Source organism: Arthrobacter sp. Y3223151 (assembly GCF_059091125.1).
The window spans coordinates 72,912-91,003 of the sequence record NZ_JBNHGI010000006.1; the positions used below are offsets into that span (position 1 = coordinate 72,912).

Consider the following 18,092-nt stretch of genomic DNA (forward strand, 5'->3'; position numbering starts at 1 on the left):
CCTGAGCATGCGGCCGGTTTCGCGGCGGGACAGCAAGCCGTGTGAAAGAGTGGATTTGTGCCCTTTACCCGTGCCGAACTGCTCGCCTACCGGGACGCGCTGGTCCCCGATCTCCTGGGCCCGGGCCTGCGCCTGCTGTTCGTCGGCATCAATCCCGGCCTCTGGTCGGCTGCCACCGGCTCGCACTTCGCCCGGCCCGGCAACCGGTTCTACCCGGCCCTGGCGGCCGCCGGCATCACCGACCATGAGATCCGCGCCGGGGACGGCATGGCGGCTGCCGACCGCAACCACCTGATCGACCGCGGCGTGGGCATCACCAACATTGTCCCGCGGGCTACCGCCAGGGCGGACGAGCTGGGTGCCGAGGAACTGCGCACCGGGGCCCGGCGCTTGGCTGCCAAGGTCGAAACGCTGGGGGCCCGGGTGGTGGCGGTCGCGGGAGTGACCGCGTACCGGGTGGGCTTTGAGCGGCCGAAGGCGCAGCTGGGCCGGCAACCGGAAACGCTCGGCGGGGCCGAACTCTGGGTGGTGCCGAATCCCAGCGGCCTCAACGCCCACCACAGCGTGGCCACGCTGGCGGCCGCCTACCGGGAGGCGGCGCGCGCCGCGGGCCTGGACGTGCCCGAGGGCGGCTAGCGCCGTCCCGCCGGCGGCCGGCCCTACAGGCTGAACGCCGTCTTGGCCGGCAGCGGATGCTTTTGTTTGACCGCGGCGAGGTCCCCGTGGGGCGCGACGCCGATGCTCAGCTTGGTGAAGTCCAGTTTGGCTTCGCGGAGGCAGACCTTCAGGCCGGCCACCGCCTTGGCCGCATCCGGCGCCAGGACATAGATGTTGAGCTTGTGCGGGACGAACTCGGTCTTCTCCACGGTTCCGAGCCCGCGCCAGGCGAAGTACTCGGTGATGGTGCGTTTGGCTTTGTCCTCGAGGTAACGGTCCCGGTCGCTGCCGTCCGCCGTCTTCAACGCATACTGGGCAATCACCCAGTGCTGCTCCCCCGGCGTGAGCTCCGCGTAGCCGTCTTCGGCGCACTGCGCGGCGAACGCGTCCATCAGCGACTCGGCGGCCTCGGCATCGACGTCCCGGCTCTCCTGCGTGGTGCTCTGGTGGCCCACCGTTCCGTGATTGACCACGAACTGGCCGTAGTCTTCGTCGAACCACGCCTCGCGGAACACCAGCGCGCCGTCGTCGTTCTTCTTGTACACCCGAAGGAAACTCATGTCCGTCCTTTGTTCAACCATGTCAGGGCCGTTCCGTCGAACGGCGCGGCCTCTGCCGCCACTTGCCCGTAGAGCGCCAGGCAGCTGGCCTGGATCCGATCGGCCAGCGCCGGCGGATAGTCCATGGTCACCCGGTGTTCGGCGAATTCGTCCTCGTCGTCGATGTACACGCCGCCGCTGACGGAGCGGACCACGTCCAGGTCCATGTCCGTGAGCTGGACTTCCCAGCCGGCCGGAAGCAGCGGGTCCACCCGGATGCCGGTGGCCAGGTCGATGTAGATGCGAAAGTCGCCCGGGTAGGTGTCGTCGTAGAACGTCGCCACGTAGTCGCCTTCCCGAGGCAGCAACTGCACGGCGTCGGAGGCCGCGAAGAAGGCGATGCCGGGCCGGGCGACCAGGGAGCCGGCCGGCTGGAAGATCCAGTCGCCGAAACCGTCGGAGCCGAGGTAGGTGCCGGGCACCAGCCAGTGGGCAGCGCCGTCGTACTTCCAGTTTCGGAACATCACCATATCGCCGGGCCGGGCCTCGGCGGGGATGCGGCCGGTCACTGGATCTTGGGAATCTGGCCGGTCGGCAGTTCCTGGCCGGGCAGCGGGCGCGCGAACGGGACCTTGGTGCCCAGCACCTGCGCGACGGTGTCCTGGGCCACCTGCTGCGCGGTGAGGCCTACCCGCTCCAGGACCTCGGCGCGGGTGCCGTGGACCAGAAACTCGACCGGGAGGCCGACCTCGTTCAGCGCCGTGTCCACACCGGCGGCACGCATCTCCTGGCGGATCCGGGATCCGACGCCGCCGGCGCGGACGCCGTCTTCGATCACGACGACGATCCGATGTCGGGCCGCAAGGCCGATGATCGAGCGGGGCACCGGCAGCACCCAGCGCGGGTCGACGACGGTGGAGCTGATGCCTTGGGCGCCGAGCCGGTTCGAGACATCCAGTGCCAGTTCGCTCATGGCTCCGATGCTGACGATCAGCACGTCGTTTTCGGTGGAGCCGGACGGCCGGCGCGCCAGTACGTCGACGCCGTCCTTGAGCCGTTCCAGGGCCTCGACCTCCGGTCCCACCGAGCCCTTGGAGAAACGGACCACGGTGGGAGCGTCGTCGACGGACACCGCCTCGCGCAGCTCTTCCTTCAACCGGGTGGCGTCGCGGGGGGCAGCCAGGTGCAGCCCCGGCACGATCTGCAGCAGCGACATGTCCCACATGCCGTGGTGGCTGGGGCCGTCCGGGCCGGTGACCCCGGCACGGTCGAGCACCACGGTGACGCCCGCCTTGTGCAGCGCGACGTCCATCAGCAGCTGGTCGAACGCGCGGTTCAGGAACGTAGCGTAGAGGGCCACCACCGGGTGGAGTCCGCCGTAGGCCATGCCGGCGGCGCTGGCCAGCGCGTGCTGCTCCGCAATGCCGACGTCGAAGACACGGTCCGGATGCCTACTGGCGAATTTCTGCAGGCCCACCGGGATCAGCATCGCTCCGGTGATGCCGACGATGTCCTGGCGCTCGTCGGCGATCTCGGCGATCTCGTCGGCGAACACGGAGGTCCAGGACTGCCGGCCGCCGGACTCGACGGGTTCGCCGGTCTCCGGGTCGATGACGCCCACGGCGTGGAACTGGTCCGCCTCGTGGGCGCGGGCGGGTGCGTAGCCGCGGCCCTTTTCGGTCATCGTGTGGACAATTACCGGGCCCCGGTAGTTCTTGGCCTGCGTCAGCGCGGCCTCGACGGCCTCCAGGTCGTGTCCGTCGATCGGGCCGATGTACTTCATGCCCAGGTCCTCGAACAGGCCCTGCGGCGCCCACCAGTCCTTGATGCCCTTCTTGGTTGCGTGCAGGCTCCGGTAGGCGAACTGGCCCAGCGGCCCGCCCGACTGCAGCTTCCGTTTCCACCAATCCAGGGTGCCTTCGTAGGCCTGGTGGGTGCGGACCTTGTCGATGGTGGTCCGGCGCAGCGCGGCCAGCTGGTCGGCCAGCCCGCCGATCGTCGGCGCGTAGGACCGCCCGTTGTCATTGACCACGATCACCACGCGCCGCCCGCGGTCGGCGGCGATGTTGTTCACGGCTTCCCAGGCCATGCCGCCGGTAAGGGCGCCGTCACCCACGACCGCGACGACGTAGCGGTCGCCTTCACCGGTCAGCCGGCGGGCGCGGGAGATGCCGTCGGCCCAGGACAACGACGACGACGCGTGCGAGCTTTCGACAATGTCGTGCACCGATTCGGCGCGGTCCGGGTAGCCGGCCAGCCCGCCCTGCTGCCGCAGCGTGCCGAAGTCCTGCCGCCCGGTGACCAGCTTGTGCACGTAGGACTGGTGGCCGGTGTCAAACACGATGCTGTCGTGCGGGGAATCGAACACGCGGTGGATGCCGAGGGTCAGCTCCACGACGCCAAGGTTCGGGCCGAGATGTCCGCCGGTCTGTGCGACGTTCGTGATCAGGAACTGGCGGATCTCCCGGGCCAGGTCCTGCAACTGGACCATGTCGATCCGGCGCAGGTCGCGCGGCTCGCGGATGGTCTCGAGCAATCCCACAGAGCAGGTCCTTTCCTTCACAAAGCGTCGGTTAATCCTACCGCCATCCATCCGCCACTCTGCGTTCCCCCGGTGCGAGGGTGCACACAACGCGGGCGACGCGTGGTCAGGGACCGAGCCGGAAAGCAGGCTGGTGCGGTGGCCGGACGCCGCAGGGCGGACGTCCATCGGACGCCCGCCCTGCGTTGGGCCGCTGTGCGGTGTGTGCCGGATCCCGGGCTAGTTCGCCGAGATCTGGCGCAGCACGTACTGCAGGATGCCGCCGTTGCGGTAGTAGTCGGCTTCACCCGGGGTGTCGATCCGCACCACGGCGTCGAAGCTCTTGGTGCCGCCGTCCTCGCCGGTGGCGGTGACCTTCAGCGTCTTCGGGGTGGTGCCCTCGTTCAGCGCGGTCACGCCCTCGATGGAGAAGGTCTCCGTGCCGGACAGGCCAAGCGACGCGGCGGACTCGCCGGCCGGGAACTGCAGCGGCAGCACGCCCATGCCGATCAGGTTCGAACGGTGGATCCGCTCGAAGCTCTCGGCGATGACGGCCTTGACGCCCAGCAGCGCGGTGCCCTTGGCGGCCCAGTCGCGGGACGAGCCGGAACCGTACTCCTTGCCGGCCAGCACCACCAGCGGGGTGCCGGCGGCCTGGTAGTTCATGGCGGCGTCGTAGATGTAGGCCTGCGGACCGCCGGTCTGGGTGAAGTCGCGGGTGAAGCCGCCCTCCACGTTGTCCAGCAGCTGGTTGCGCAGCCGGATGTTCGCGAAGGTACCGCGGATCATCACCTCATGGTTGCCGCGGCGGGAACCGTAGGAGTTGAAGTCCTTGCGCTCCACGCCGTTTTCCAGCAGGTAACGGCCGGCGGGGCTGTCCGACTTGAACGAACCGGCCGGGGAGATGTGGTCGGTGGTGACCGAGTCGCCCAGCTTGGCGAGCACGCGCGCGCCGCTGATGTCCTGCACCGGCTCCGGCGTGGCACTCATGCCTTCGAAGTACGGTGGCTTCCGCACGTACGTGGAGTTCGGGTCCCAGGCGAACGTATCGCCTGCCGGGGTCTCGAGCGCCTTCCAGCGGTCGTCGCCCTCGAACACACCCTCGTAGCCCTTGGCGAACATCTCCTTGTTGATCGAGGAGTCGATGACCTGCTGGACCTCGACCGGGTTCGGCCAGATGTCCTTCAGGAACACGTCGTTGCCCTCCGTGTCCTGGCCCAGGGGCTGCTTCTCGAAGTCGAAGTCCATGGTGCCGGCCAGGGCGTAGGCGACGACCAGCGGCGGGGACGCCAGGTAGTTCATCTTGACGTCCGGGTTGATGCGGCCTTCGAAGTTGCGGTTACCCGAGAGCACCGAGGTGATCGACAGGTCGTTGTCCTGGACCGCCTGCGAGATTTCGGGCTCCAGCGGGCCGGAGTTTCCGATGCAGGTGGCGCAGCCATAGCCGACCACGAAGAAGCCAAGCTTCTCCAGGTACGGAATCAGGCCCGACTCTTCGTAGTAATCGGTGACAACCTTGGAGCCCGGGGCGATCGAGGTCTTGACCCACGGCTTGGACGCCAGGCCCTTCTCCACCGCGTTGCGGGCCAGCACGGCCGCCGCCAGCATGACGGACGGGTTGGACGTGTTGGTGCAGGAGGTGATCGACGCGATGGACACCGCACCGTGGTCCAGTTCGAACTCGCGCCCGTCCTCCATGGTGACGTGGACACGCTTGGAGGCGCGGCCGTCGCTGGGCAGGGCGACGTGGCGTCCCTGGGCGGCCGAACCGCCGGAGGGGCGCTCGTGGGCCTGCGCGGTGCCGGACTGCACACCGCCGGCCTGCGCAGCGGCAGCGTGACGGACCGTGGAGGTCATGGCCGGGGCATCCGACGCCGGGAAGGACTCTTCGAGGGCCTCGTCCAGGGCGTCCTCGTTGCCGGTGCCGACGTAGCTCTGCAGGTCCTTGCGGAACTGGTTCTTGGCGGACGTCAGGGCGATGCGGTCCTGCGGCCGCTTGGGACCGGCGATGGACGGAACCACGGTGGACAGGTCCAGCTCAAGGTACTCGGAGAACTTCAGTTCGTGCGACGGATCGTGCCACAGGCCCTGTTCCTTGGTGTACGCCTCGACCAGGGCGACGTTCTCCTCGGAGCGGCCGGTCAGGCGCAGGTAGTCCAGGGTCACGTCGTCGATCGGGAACATGGCGGCGGTCGAACCGAACTCCGGGCTCATGTTGCCGATGGTGGCGCGGTTCGCCAGCGGCACCGCGGCCACGCCTTCGCCGTAGAACTCCACGAACTTGCCCACCACACCGTGCTTGCGCAGCATCTCGGTGATGGTCAGCACGACGTCGGTGGCGGTGGCGCCGGCGGGGATTTCACCGGTGAGCTTGAAGCCGACAACGCGCGGAATCAGCATCGACACGGGCTGGCCGAGCATGGCGGCCTCGGCCTCGATGCCGCCGACGCCCCAGCCGAGCACGCCCAGGCCGTTGACCATGGTGGTGTGCGAGTCGGTGCCGACCAGGGTGTCCGGGTAGGCGCGCAGCTTGCCGTCAACCTCGCGGGTCATCACGGTGCGGGCCAGGTATTCGATGTTGACCTGGTGCACGATGCCGGTTCCCGGCGGGACCACCTTGAAGTCTTCGAAGGCGGTCTGTCCCCAGCGCAGGAACTGGTAGCGCTCACCGTTGCGCTGGTACTCGATCTCCATGTTGCGCTCGAGCGCGCCGGCGTTGCCGAAGACATCGATCTGGACCGAGTGGTCGATCACCAGTTCGGCCGGGGCCAGCGGGTTCACGCGCTTCGGGTCGCCACCGAGCTCCTTGACGGCCTCGCGCATGGTGGCCAGGTCGACGACACACGGAACACCGGTGAAGTCCTGCATGATGACGCGGGCGGGGGTGAACTGGATTTCGGTGTCCGGCTGTGCGTCGGGGTTCCAGCCGGCCAGGGCGCGGACGTGGTCCGCCGTGATGTTTGCACCATCTTCGGTGCGCAGCAGGTTCTCCAGCAGGACCTTGAGGCTGAACGGAAGGCTCTCGGCACCTTCAACGGCACTCAGCCGGAATATCTCATACTCGGTCCCGGCGACGTTCAAGACGCCTTTGGAACCGAAGCTGTCCACATTACTCATGACAGGACTCCTCTCGCCACACTTTATCTTTGTCCGGGCGGCAACCACCCGCTAGTTAGGCATCCCTAAGTGTGAAGGGACAGCTGTGGGCTCGGCCTCTGGCCTTTTTGACGCGCCGCAGCCCGCAGAATGTACAAGCCAGAGACAATATGCTTCGTCCGGAACCGCTGCCCCCATCCTATCGGGTAGCCCGTTGGCAGGAACCGGAGCGCCGCCTGTGGCCTGCCTCACAGCCGGGATTGGGGTGCAGCGGCCGCCGGATCGTGCGGAAGGGTTGGGAGCGCGCGGGGAGGGCCGCCGCCGGCACGCCCGCTCCCGCTTAGCGGCGCCCCGGGGTGAGCACGGCGAAGGACTCCATGTGGTGGGTATGCGGGTACAGGTCGAACACGCGCAGCGAGTCGAGGTTCCAGCCCAGCTGCAGGAAGTAGCCCAGGTCGCGGGCGAAGGACGCCGGGTCACAGGATACATAGCCGACCGCTCGGGGGTTCCGGGCGGCCACCGCCTGCACCACGGCTTTCCCGGCGCCGGCGCGGGGCGGGTCAAGGACGACGGCGTCCATCTCTTCGGGCCGCGAGCGCAGCACCCGCTCAACCTTGCCCTGGACGATCTCGACCTGCCCGAAGCCGTGAAGGTTCTTGCGGGCGTCCTTGCTGGCGGCCGGCGAGCCCTCGATGGAGAAAACGTTGCCCGTCACCCCGACGGCTTCTGCCAGGGGCGCCGTGAAAAGCCCGGCACCCGCGTACAGGTCGGCCACCCTCTCCCCCGCCCGGGGCGCAACGCCGTCCAGGACGGCGGCAGTCAACGTGGCCGGCGCCAGCCGGTGAATCTGCCAGAAGCCGTCTCCGGTCACGCGGTACTGGTGCGGCCCGCTGGTTTCGGCGACCCAGGTGCGTCCCCGCAACCGGGTGAGCCGCCCGGGCTCTGGCTCCCACGCGGCAACCGACACGCCGGGTTCAATCCGGTCGGCAATCTTCGCCAGCCGTTTGGGCGTCGTCCCCGCGCCCGGCACCAGCAGCACCAGCGGTGTGCTCCCGTCGGCGGGCGCGGCCACCTCCACCCGCTCCAGCCCCGACAGATCCAACTCCCACAACCGCAGGTCGTTGACGCCGTCCGCGGCCAGCGGCATCGCCTCGATGGGGACCAGCTCGTCGGACCGGTGCGCGTGCATGGCGAGGCGCCCGTCGGACCCCACGCCGAAGGCGGCGCGCGTGCGCCAGCCGAGTCCGTCGTCGTACTCCCCCGCGGGGGCTTCCACGGTGACCTGCCGTTCCAGCTTGGCCAGCCGTTGCAGCTGTTCGGCGAAGATCAGGCCCTTCAGCCGGCGCTGGGCGTCCAACCCGATGTGGCCGAATTCGGCGCCGCCCACGGCCGGCCGGCCGGCTTCGGCAGCGGCCAACGCGTCCGCCGGCGCCCAGGGATGCTCCACCCGGTCCGGGGATGCTTCCAGCACCCGGACGGTGTCCGCCCGCCAGAATCCGGCGTCCGGTCCGCCTTCGGTGACGCGTGCCAGGACCCGCTCCCCGGGCAGCGCGTGCCGGACGAACACCACCCGGCCGTCGTGCCGCGCGACGAAGTGGCCTCCGTGCGCCGGGGCGCCGACGGTCAGTTCGATCAGTTGCGGGGCGGGGTCGGTCATGAAAGCTCCTGGTAGCGGCGGACGGAATCGGAGGAGGCCAGTTGCCACGGCACGCTGGCCACCATGACGCCGGGCTCGAAGTGCAGCCGGGTCTTGATGCGCAGCGCGGTCTGGTTGTGCACCAGCTGCTCCCACCAGCGTCCCACCACGTATTCGGGGATGTAGACCACCACCAGTTCGCGGGGTGAGTCCCGGCGGATGCTCTTGATGTAGTCGATGATCGGCGTGGTGGTCTCGCGGTACGGGGAGGCGAGCACCGTGATCGGAACCGGGATGTTGAGCTTCTCCCAGTCGCGCAGGGTCTGCTCGGTCTGTTCCCGGTCCAGGTCCACAACCACCGCGTCGAGCCGGGACGGCCGGGAGGCCCGGGCGAAGGCAAGCGCCCGGAGCGTCGGCTTGCGCACGTGCGAGACCAGGATGACCGCGTGCACCCGGGACGGCAGCGCGGTGGTCGGCTGGTCCGGGTCGATCGCGAGCTCGCGGGCGACCTGGACGTAATGGCGGTTGATGCTGTGCATGACCAGCCCGAGCAGGACGATGCCGAGCACGGCCAGCCAGGCCCCGAAAACGAACTTGCTGACCAGTACCACCACCAGCACGGTCACGGTCAGGATGAAGCCGACCATGTTGATGAACCGCGAGCGCAGCATCCTGCGCCGCACCGGGCGGTGCGCGGTAGCCCGGATTTCGCGGGACCAGTGCCGGATCATGCCCAGCTGGCTGCAGGTGAAGGAAACGATCACGCCGATCACGTAGAGCGGGATCAGCCGGGTGACGTCCGCATTGAACAGCAGCACCAGCACCACGGCCGCGGCCGCCAGCGCGAGCACCCCATTGCTATAGCTGAGCCGGTCCCCGCGGGTCCGCAGCTGGCGGGGCAGGAAGCCGTCGGTGGCGAGGATCGATGCCAGCTGCGGGAAGGCGTTGAACGCCGAATGGCTGGCCAGCACCAGGATCGCCGCGGTGGCCGCGACCGTCAGGTAAAAGAGCGGGGCGCCGCCGCCGAAGACGGTCTCCGCCAGCTGGCTGAGCACCGGGGACTGGAAGTAGCCGGCCGGCAGGGGCCCGCCGTCCAGCCGCAGCTGGTCGGCGGGGGCCTGCACCACCCGCACCTCCGTGGCCCGGGCCAGGTACATCACCGCCATGGTGATCACGGTTGCGGAGATGCCCAGCATCAGCAGCGCAAAGCCGGCGTTCCTGGCGCGCGGTTTCTCGAAGGCCGGCACGTTGCTGGCCGGTGTCTCCAGGCCGGTGAGTGCCGCGGCGCCCGTGGAGAAGGCCCGCAGCACCAGCAGCGCGCCGGCCAGCCCGGTCAGGCCCGCCTCCAGGCCGGGTTCCGGCACGACGTCGAACGCCGCGCTCGGTGCCTCGCCCAGGCTTCCGGTGAGGTCAAGGACGAACCCGGCCAGGCACATCAGCAGTACGGTGCCCACAAAGACATAGGTGGCGATCGCCACGGTCAGGCGCCCGCGTCCCAGCCCGCGCAGATGGAGCAGGGCGAGGATCGCGATGCCGGCGACGGCCGCTCCGGGCTGCCAGCCCTTGAGCGCCGGAACGGCGGACACGAGGTAGTGGGCCGCCGAAGACATGGACACCGCGACGGTGAGCACGTAGTCCAGCATCAGCGCGGAGCCCACCGTGATGCCCGCCGGCTTGCCCAGGTTCCGGGTGGCGATCTCGTAGTCGCCGCCGGACGGATACGCGTGGATGCTCTGCCGGTAGGACGCCACCAGGACCAGCAGCACCACCATGACCGCCAGGCCCACCCAGGGCGACAGGGCGATCGCCGCGACGCCCGCAAGTGCCAGCGTGAGCAGGATCTCGTCCGGGGCGTAGGCCACCGAGGAGAGCGCGTTGGCGGAGAAGACCGGAACCGCGAGGCGCCGCGGCAGCGCGTCCTGCTTCAGCCGCTCGCTGCGGAACGGCTTGCCCACCAGGACCCGCTTGAGGGCATCGAGGAATGTCAGCACGTTTCCCTCGGTGGCACGCGCTGCCAATGGGTCCGGATCTTCACGGCTTAGAGTCTAGACTGCCGGCCGGAATTTGCGCGGCCGGGGGGCCTTTGCCCCGCAGTTTCATAGCCGCGGCACGGCCGCCGGGGTTAGCATATGCGTATGAATGTGCGTTGTATCACATTCAGGGGTCCGGGGCCGTTTGACCCAGTGACTGCTCGCTAAGGAGTCTTAGATGGGCAATGCCGCCGCCGTGATGACCGGCCTGAGCAGCATCGAGATTCAGGAACGCCCCATGCCCGAGCCTGGTCGGGGCCAGGCCGTGATCCGGGTGGAAGCCGTGGGGGTCTGCGGCTCCGACGTCGCCTATTACCGCTACGGGAAGATCGGCCCGTTCGTCGTTGACGGCCCGTTCATCCTCGGCCACGAGCTCGCCGGCGAGGTGGTCGCCGTCGGCGAAGGCGTCGGCAACGTGCGCGTCGGCGACCGGGTGGCCGTCGAGCCGGGCACGCCGGACCGCAGCTGCGAAGAGTGCCGGGCGGGGCGCTACCACCTCTGCCCGAACCTCGAATTCCTGGCCACCCCGCCCTACGACGGAGCACTGCTCCAGTACCTGGCCATGGACGCCCGCTGCTACTTCCCGATCCCGGATTCGATGAGCTACGAGGACGGCGCGCTGCTCGAGCCGCTGTCCGTGGGGTTGTGGGGCTGCCGGCGGGCGAACCTCCAGGCCGGCGACGACGTGCTGATCACCGGCGCCGGGCCGGTGGGCCTGCTTGCCGCCGAAGCGGCGCGGGCCCTCGGCGCGGGAAGCGTCACGGTCACGGACATCTCCGAGTACCGGCTCGGTGTGGCCCGCGACCACGGCTTCGCGGTGGAGAAGAGCGACGCGCCCACGGCGCGGACCTACGACGTCCTCCTGGAGTGCTCGGGCGCCGGCGGCGTCCTCGCCTCCGGGCTCGGCCGGTTGCGCGAGGCCGGGCGGGCAGCCGTCATCGGCCTGGCCAAGACCGAGGAGGTGCCGCTGCCGCTGTCCACGCTCAATTGGAAGGAGATCACCATCTCGATGGTGAACCGGTACAACAACACCTGGCCGCTGGGCATCGACCTGGTGTCCTCCGGCCGGATCAACCTGGAGGGACTGGTCACGCACAGCTTTTCGCTGCCGCAGACCGCGGCCGCCCTGGAAAACACCTCCACCGAACCCGAATCGCTCAAGGCGATGATCTACCCCCAGCGGCTCTGACCGCGGATGCCGGAACGCACGAACGGCAACGCGGCACGCCACCAGTAAGAGGAGTTCCGATGAACAAGAACACACGGGGAATCATGGGCCTCACCACGGCCCTCTTTCTTGCAGCCGGCATGACAGCCTGCGGTGGCGGCGGCGGCGGTGAAGGCGGCGGCGGAGGCGGCGGCGGGACCGCAGGCGGTGGCGGCGGCCAGGCCGAGGGCAAGATCGCGTTCCTGATGCCGGACCGCGCTTCGACCCGCTATGAGCAGCAGGACAGCCCGCTGTTCAAGGCCAAGGTCGAAGAGCTGTGCGGCGGCTGCGAGGTGCTGTACCAGAACGCCGACGGCGACGCGAACAAGCAGCAGCAGCAGGCCAACGCCATGATCACCCAGGGCGTCGAGGTCCTGGTCCTGGACCCGGTGGACAGCACCGCTGCCGCCTCGCTGGTCAACACCGCGAAGGGCCAGGGCATCAAGGTTGTCACCTACGACCGGCCGGTCCCGGACACGCCTGCGGACTTCTACGTCTCCTTCGACAACAAGAAGATCGGCAGCCTCATCGCCGAGGACCTGGTGAAGAAGCTGGACGCCGACGGCGAAGAGACCGGCGGGGTGCTGATGGTCAACGGCTCCCCCACGGACCGGGCCGCGCAGCTGATCAAGGAGGGCGCGACGGAAGCGGTCGAGGCCAGCGAGCACGAAATCCTCGCCTCGTACGACACCCCGGAGTGGCAGCCGTCGAAGGCGCAGGACTGGGTGGCCGGCCAGATCACCCAGTTCGGTGAGGACATCACCGGCATCGTGGCCGCCAACGACGGCACGGCCGGCGGCTCCATCGCCGCCCTGAAGGCCGCCGGCGTCTCGCCGTTCCCGCCGGTCACCGGCAACGACGCGGAGGTCGCGGCGATCCAACGGATCATCAAGGGCGACCAGTACAACACGATCTCCAAGCCCATCAAGATCGTCGCCGAAAAGTCGGCCGAGGTGGCGGTCCAGCTGCTCAACGGCGAGACCCCCGAACCCGACGCGACGCTCTTCGACACCCCGTCCGCGCTGTTCGTGCCGACGGTGGTCACCCAGGAGAACGTCAAAGAAGTGATCTTCGACGGCGGCATCTACAAGCCTGAAGAGATCTGCACCGGTGAGTACAAGGCGGGCTGCGACGAACTCGGCATCGAGTAAATCGAGTAAGGCAGCCGCCGGCGGTGCCGCGGCCCCCGCGGTACCGCCGGCCCAGGGGAAGGGGAAGCATGTCAACTGTGTCAGCGGAACGGCCGGAGGCTGCGGCCCCGGTCCTGTCCATGCGCGGCGTGAGCAAGCACTTCGGTGCCGTTGCCGCCTTGACCGATATTGACCTGGACGTCCACGCCGGCGAAGTGGTCGCCCTGGTCGGTGACAACGGCGCCGGGAAGTCGACGCTGGTCAAGATCCTCGCGGGCGTGCATCCCCAGGACGCCGGTACCGTGAACTTCGACGGCCAGAACGTGACGATCCACACGCCGGTGGATTCCATTCAGCTGGGCATCGCCACGGTGTTCCAGGACCTCGCCCTCTGCGACAACCTCAGCGTCGTCGACAACCTCTTCCTCGGCCGTGAGCTGGGCGCCTGGCGGTTAAACGAAGTGGAGATGGAGGTCCAGTCCTGGAAGCTGCTGCGCCAGCTCTCGGCGAAGATCCCCTCGGTCCGCATCGCGGTAGCCTCCCTCTCCGGCGGGCAGCGCCAGACCGTCGCCATCGCCCGGTCGCTGCTCGGCAGCCCCAAGCTCATCATCCTCGACGAGCCCACCGCAGCCCTCGGCGTGGCGCAGACGGCGGAGGTGCTGAACCTGGTGGAGCGGCTGCGCGAAAACGGCCTCGCCGTCATCATGATCAGCCACAGCATGCAGGACGTTAAGGCCGTCTCCGACCGCGTCGCGGTGCTGCGGCTGGGGAAAAACAACGGCACCTTCCGGATGAAGGACGTCTCGACCGACGACCTGATTGCCGCCATCACCGGCGCCACGGACAACGTCGTGACCCAGCGCGCCGCCCAGACCGGGGCGGCAGCGGCCGGCGCGGCCTCAACCGACACGGGGGCCGAGGGGGCCGGGCTGGGCGGCCCGGGCGGAGGCTCGCTCCCGCCCGGCCAGGCCGCCGGAAGCGCGGGCCGACAGGGGTCAGGGGCAGCAGCACCGGAAGAAGGGACCGTACCATGACAACGAATCCAGCCGCCCCGGTCATTCCGGTGGCCACGGACCTGCAGGACGAACGGCTGATCCGGACCGAGGGCTTCAAGGGCGCCGTCAAGGTCGGAATCAACCGGGTCCGCGGCGGCGACCTGGGCGTGCTGCCCATCGTCGTCGGGCTGCTGGTCATCTGGTCCATCTTCCAGGTGCTCAACCCGTTCTTCCTCTCCAGCGCCAACCTGGTCAACCTGCTGCTGGAAAGCGCCGCCGTAGGAGTTATCGCGCTGGGCATCGTCTGCGTCCTGCTGGTCGGCGAAATCGATTTGTCCGTCGGCTCCGTCAGCGGCCTGTCGGCCGCGATCGTCGGCGTCACCTTCATCAAGCAGGACTGGCCCATCGGGCTGGCGGTCCTGACCGCGATGGCGGTGGGCGCAGCGATCGGGCTGGTCTATTCGGTGGTGTACACCAGGTTCGGGGTGCCCTCCTTTGTGATCACGCTGGCCGGCCTGCTCGGTTTCCTCGGCCTGCAATTGTTCGTGCTCGGCGTCGAGGGCACCATCAACCTGCCGTTCGATTCCTTCCTGGTCTGGTTCGGCCAGCAGGCCTTCGTGCCGGGCTGGCTGTCGTACGTGCTGGCGGTCGTCGGCGTGGCCGGCTTCTTCCTCAGCCAGCTCACGCTCTCCCGCCAGCGGGTCAAGGCGGGCCTGTCCGGGCGGCCGATGAAGCTGGTCGTGATGCAGACGGTCCTGCTGGCTGTGATCCTCCTGTTCGCGGTGTGGTACCTGAACCAGGCCCGCGGCGTCGGCTGGATGTTCGTCTTCTTCGCCGCCCTGGTGCTGGCGATGCACTACGCCTTCACCCGGACCCAGTGGGGCCGCTCCGTCTACGCCGTCGGCGGCAACCGGGAAGCGGCGCGGCGGGCCGGCATCGCCGTCAACCGCATCTACGTGTCCATCTTCGTCCTGTGCTCGACGTTCGCGGCCGTCGGCGGCATGCTGGCCGCCGGTCGCCTGGCTGCCTCGGCGCAGAGCAGCGGCACCGGGGACGTGAACCTGAACGCCATCGCCGCCGCGGTGATCGGCGGGACCAGCCTGTTCGGCGGCCGGGGCTCGGCGTTCTCCGCCCTCCTGGGCATCCTGGTCATCCAGTCCATCTCCAGCGGCCTCACCCTGTTGAACCTTGAGTCCTCGTTCCGGTACATGATCACCGGCCTGGTGCTGCTGTTGGCAGTGATTCTCGACGCCGTATCCCGCAAGTCCCGCACCTCGCACGGCCGCGCCTAGTGGCCGGCCGCCGGACCGACATGTTCCTGGGCATCGACATCGGCACGGGCAGCAGCAAGGCGGTGCTGGCGGACGCCGGGGGCAGGGTGCTGGACAGCGCGGCGGTCGCGCACGAGGTCAGCTACCCGAGGCCCGGCTGGGCCGAGTTCGACGCCGAGGGCGGGGCGTGGGCGGAAGTAGTCCGGCTGTGCCGGGAGCTCTTCTCCCGGAACGACGCCGGGGCGGTCGCCGGCCTGTGCGTCAGCGCGATGGGTCCGTCCCTGGTGGTCACGGACGAAAACCTGGCCCCGCTGCGGCCGGCGATCCTGTACGGGATCGACGCGCGCGCCGTCGTCGAAATCCGCGAATTAACGGAGGAGTTTGGTGCCGAGGAGATCTTTCGCGAGGCGGGCAAGGTGCTGTCCTCCCAGGCCGTGGGACCGAAGCTCCGCTGGCTGCGCAACCGGGAACCGGAGGTCTTCGCCCGCGCCCGGAACTGGCACAGCCTGAACTCCTTCGTCCTGGCCAAGCTGACCGGCGAGCTGGTTCTCGACCACCACACGGCCAGCCAGTGCGATCCGCTCTACGACCTTCGCGGCAACCGGTGGCATCCGGACCGGTACGGCGCGGTCGCCGGGCACCTGCCGGAGCCCCGGCTGGCGTGGCCGGCCGAAGTCTGCGGCCGCGTCCACCGCCGGGCGGCCGAAGCGACGGGGCTGCCGGAGGGCATGCCGGTCTGCGCGGGCACCGTCGACGCCTGGGCCGAGGCGTTCAGCGCGGGCGTGCGGCAGCCGGGCGACCTCATGCTGATGTACGGCTCCACCATGTTCTTCGTCCAGGTCCTCGGGGAGTTCCGGTCCGAACCCAAACTCTGGACCACTGCCGGGGTGGATCCGGGGTCGCTGACGTTGGCGGCGGGGATGTCCACGTCCGGGAGCCTGACCACGTGGCTGCAGCGGTTGTTCGGCGGCGTCCCGTTCGAGCAGCTCATCACGGAGGCCGCCGCGGTGCCGCCGGGATCCGACGGACTGCTGCTGCTGCCCTACTTCGCCGGCGAACGGACCCCTGTCTTCGACCCGGACGCCCGCGGGCTGATCACCGGCCTGTCGCTGCGCCACGGACGCGGCCATCTGTTCCGTGCCGCCTATGAGGGCATCGGCTTCGGCATCCGGCAGATCCTGGAGTACCTCGAACACGCGGGCGAACCGATCCGGCGCGTCGTGGCCGTCGGCGGCGGCACCAAGGCCAGGCTGTGGACGGAAATCGTCAGCAACATCAGCGGGCGCGAACAGCTGGTCCCGGAACAGGCCATCGGCGCCAGCTACGGGGACGCGCTGCTCGCGGCCATCGGCACCGGGGCCGTGCCCGCCGGGACGGACTGGGCCCGCACGGCGGCGACCGTGAGTCCCGATCCGGCGACGGCCCCGCTGTACGAAAAGCTCTACGCCACCTACAGCCACCTCTACCCGTCGAACCGGGAGCACATGCACGTGCTCGCGGCCCTGCAGGAGCCCGCGGCCGGGTAGCTGGTCCCGGCCGGCGCGCGGCCGCCGGCGCCGTTTCGAACCCCCGGTCATGGCATCGATGGACCGGTTCAGCGTTATGGTTGCAGTACATTTGATTCCCGCGTTGCAGCGGGTGCCGGAAGGACGTGGATGGCGCACTTTGTGATCATGGGCTGCGGGCGCGTAGGCGTGACGCTGGCCCACACCCTGGAGGACTCGGGGCACAGCGTGGCCATTATCGACCAGGACGACCGGGCGTTCCGCCGGCTGCGCTCGGGGTTCACCGGCCGCAAGGTCACCGGCGTCGGGTTCGACCGCGACACCCTGCGGCACGCAGACATCGAGAACGCCTACGCCTTCGCTGCCGTTTCCAGCGGCGATAACTCCAACATCCTCGCCACCCGGGTGGCCCGCGAAACCTTCCACGTGCCGCATGTGGTGGCCCGCATTTACGATCCCGGCCGCGCCGAGATCTACCAGCGGCTCGGCATCCCCACGGTGGCCGCGGTGCGCTGGAGCGCCGATCAGGTGCTGCGGCGGATCCTGCCCGAACAGGGCATCAAGGGCGACTTCCGCGAGGCCTCCGGCCGCCTGATCCTGGGTGAGGTGCAACTGGACGACGGCTGGGTGGGCCGGGAACTGGCCGAGATCGAAGCCGCCTCCGGCGCCCGGGTGGCCTACCTGACCCGGTTCGGCGAGGGAATCCTGCCCGGCCGCGGCACCCGCTACCAAAAGGGCGACATAGTCCACGCCATGATGGCGGTGGATTCGACCTTCGAAATCGACAGGATCCTGTCCAAGCCCCCCGTGGAGGAGTCCGAATGAGGGTGGTCATTGCCGGCGCCGGCAGCGTCGGATCGTCGATTGCGCGGGAGCTGCTCTCGAACAACCACGACATCCTGCTGATCGATCCGAAGCCCGAGGTGATCGGCCGCAGCGGGCTGAAGGGCGCGCGCTGGCTGATCGGCGACGCCTGCGAGATCACCACCCTGCGTGAAGCCCGGCTGGAAGAAGCCGACGTGGTGGTCTCGGCCACCGGCGACGACAAGGTCAACCTCGTGGTCTCGCTGCTGGCCAAGAGCGAGTTCGGCGTCGGCCGCACGGTGGGACGCGTGAACAACCCCAAGAACGACTGGATGTTCGACGACTCCTGGGGCGTGGATGTTGCCGTGAACACCCCGCGCCTGATGACCGCCCTGGTAGAGGAAGCCGTGGAGATCGGGGACCTGGTCCGGCTGCTGACCTTGCAGAGCGGCGTCGCATCCATGGTCGAGTTTACGGTTCCCGCCGACTCGGCGCTGATCGGTCAGCGGCTCGGCTCCATCGCCTGGCCGCAGGACGCGACGGTGGTGGCCATCCTGCGCGACGACGCGCCGATTACGCCGAGCCCTGACGACGTGGTGGAAGGCAGCGACGAGCTCTTCTTCATCACGACCATCGCCGCGGAGGACGACCTGCGTGCGGTCCTGACCGGCCGGCCCGCCGCCGCGGCGGCGGCAGACTAG

General features: G+C 69.1%; 14 protein-coding genes. 8 read left to right on the forward strand and 6 right to left on the reverse strand.

The window, feature by feature from the left end:
* Positions 1-57: 57 nt before the first annotated feature.
* Entirely contained in the window at positions 58-636 is a 579-nt protein-coding gene (mug, locus tag AC5RUP_RS10445; RefSeq protein WP_494158520.1) for a G/U mismatch-specific DNA glycosylase, read from the forward strand.
* 23 nt (positions 637-659) lie between these two features.
* On the opposite strand, the gene AC5RUP_RS10450 is transcribed toward mug, so the two are convergent.
* The 6 genes from AC5RUP_RS10450 to AC5RUP_RS10475 form a co-directional block, all read right to left on the reverse strand.
* Entirely contained in the window at positions 660-1,217 is a 558-nt protein-coding gene (locus AC5RUP_RS10450; RefSeq protein WP_494149318.1) for a hypothetical protein, read from the reverse strand.
* On the reverse strand, positions 1,214-1,765 hold the full coding sequence (locus tag AC5RUP_RS10455; protein WP_494154004.1) for a DUF402 domain-containing protein: 552 nt from the start codon (positions 1,763-1,765) through the stop codon (positions 1,214-1,216). Before AC5RUP_RS10455 ends, AC5RUP_RS10450 begins: the two co-directional genes overlap by 4 nt.
* Positions 1,762-3,738, reverse strand: coding sequence for a 1-deoxy-D-xylulose-5-phosphate synthase (gene dxs / locus AC5RUP_RS10460; RefSeq protein ID WP_494154005.1), 1,977 nt, complete (start codon positions 3,736-3,738; stop codon positions 1,762-1,764). The genes AC5RUP_RS10455 and dxs overlap by 4 nt, the downstream gene beginning before the upstream one ends.
* A 219-nt stretch (positions 3,739-3,957) precedes the next feature.
* Positions 3,958-6,834 (reverse strand): aconitate hydratase, encoded by a 2,877-nt coding sequence (locus AC5RUP_RS10465; RefSeq protein WP_494154006.1) that lies wholly within the window; start codon positions 6,832-6,834, stop codon positions 3,958-3,960.
* 319 nt (positions 6,835-7,153) lie between these two features.
* Positions 7,154-8,470 carry a class I SAM-dependent RNA methyltransferase gene (locus AC5RUP_RS10470; protein WP_494154007.1) on the reverse strand — a complete coding sequence of 439 codons (1,317 nt, stop codon included), beginning with the start codon at positions 8,468-8,470 and terminating at the stop codon, positions 7,154-7,156.
* On the reverse strand, positions 8,467-10,440 hold the full coding sequence (locus tag AC5RUP_RS10475; protein ID WP_494132568.1) for an APC family permease: 1,974 nt from the start codon (positions 10,438-10,440) through the stop codon (positions 8,467-8,469). Before AC5RUP_RS10475 ends, AC5RUP_RS10470 begins: the two co-directional genes overlap by 4 nt.
* Before the next feature lie 217 nt (positions 10,441-10,657).
* Here AC5RUP_RS10475 and AC5RUP_RS10480 point away from each other — a divergent pair, with 217 nt between their 5' ends.
* The 7 genes from AC5RUP_RS10480 (at position 10,658) to AC5RUP_RS10510 (ending at position 18,092) form a co-directional block, all read left to right on the forward strand.
* On the forward strand, positions 10,658-11,668 hold the full coding sequence (locus AC5RUP_RS10480) for an NAD(P)-dependent alcohol dehydrogenase (RefSeq protein WP_494158521.1): 1,011 nt from the start codon (positions 10,658-10,660) through the stop codon (positions 11,666-11,668).
* Positions 11,669-11,727: 59 nt separating this feature from the next.
* Positions 11,728-12,837 carry an ABC transporter substrate-binding protein gene (locus AC5RUP_RS10485; RefSeq protein ID WP_494154992.1) on the forward strand — a complete coding sequence of 370 codons (1,110 nt, stop codon included), beginning with the start codon at positions 11,728-11,730 and terminating at the stop codon, positions 12,835-12,837.
* Between the two features lie 68 nt (positions 12,838-12,905).
* Positions 12,906-13,850, forward strand: coding sequence for an ATP-binding cassette domain-containing protein (locus tag AC5RUP_RS10490; RefSeq protein WP_494158522.1), 945 nt, complete (start codon positions 12,906-12,908; stop codon positions 13,848-13,850).
* Positions 13,847-15,103, forward strand: a complete 1,257-nt coding sequence (locus AC5RUP_RS10495) for a sugar ABC transporter permease (protein ID WP_494155084.1) — start codon at positions 13,847-13,849, stop codon at positions 15,101-15,103. Before AC5RUP_RS10490 ends, AC5RUP_RS10495 begins: the two co-directional genes overlap by 4 nt.
* Positions 15,103-16,608, forward strand: coding sequence for an FGGY-family carbohydrate kinase (locus AC5RUP_RS10500; RefSeq protein WP_494158523.1), 1,506 nt, complete (start codon positions 15,103-15,105; stop codon positions 16,606-16,608). Before AC5RUP_RS10495 ends, AC5RUP_RS10500 begins: the two co-directional genes overlap by 1 nt.
* 129 nt (positions 16,609-16,737) lie before the next feature.
* Positions 16,738-17,412 carry a potassium channel family protein gene (locus AC5RUP_RS10505; protein WP_494093442.1) on the forward strand — a complete coding sequence of 225 codons (675 nt, stop codon included), beginning with the start codon at positions 16,738-16,740 and terminating at the stop codon, positions 17,410-17,412.
* The gene (locus tag AC5RUP_RS10510; RefSeq protein WP_494131358.1) at positions 17,409-18,092 is read left to right on the forward strand and encodes a potassium channel family protein; all 684 of its coding nucleotides are present in this window, start codon (positions 17,409-17,411) and stop codon (positions 18,090-18,092) included. Before AC5RUP_RS10505 ends, AC5RUP_RS10510 begins: the two co-directional genes overlap by 4 nt.

Excerpts from the sequence above, each read along its gene's own strand:
- AC5RUP_RS10450 (WP_494149318.1), bottom strand. The coding sequence starts at position 1,217 with ATGAGTTTCCTTCGGGTGTACAAGAAGAACGACGACGGCGCGCTGGTG.
- AC5RUP_RS10465 (WP_494154006.1), bottom strand. The coding sequence starts at position 6,834 with ATGAGTAATGTGGACAGCTTCGGTTCCAAAGGCGTCTTGAACGTCGCC.
- AC5RUP_RS10470 (WP_494154007.1), bottom strand. The coding sequence starts at position 8,470 with ATGACCGACCCCGCCCCGCAACTGATCGAACTGACCGTCGGCGCCCCG.
- AC5RUP_RS10480 (WP_494158521.1), top strand. The coding sequence starts at position 10,658 with ATGGGCAATGCCGCCGCCGTGATGACCGGCCTGAGCAGCATCGAGATT.
- AC5RUP_RS10485 (WP_494154992.1), top strand. The coding sequence starts at position 11,728 with ATGAACAAGAACACACGGGGAATCATGGGCCTCACCACGGCCCTCTTT.
- AC5RUP_RS10490 (WP_494158522.1), top strand. The coding sequence starts at position 12,906 with ATGTCAACTGTGTCAGCGGAACGGCCGGAGGCTGCGGCCCCGGTCCTG.
- AC5RUP_RS10495 (WP_494155084.1), top strand. The coding sequence starts at position 13,847 with ATGACAACGAATCCAGCCGCCCCGGTCATTCCGGTGGCCACGGACCTG.
- AC5RUP_RS10505 (WP_494093442.1), top strand. The coding sequence starts at position 16,738 with ATGGCGCACTTTGTGATCATGGGCTGCGGGCGCGTAGGCGTGACGCTG.
- AC5RUP_RS10510 (WP_494131358.1), top strand. The coding sequence starts at position 17,409 with ATGAGGGTGGTCATTGCCGGCGCCGGCAGCGTCGGATCGTCGATTGCG.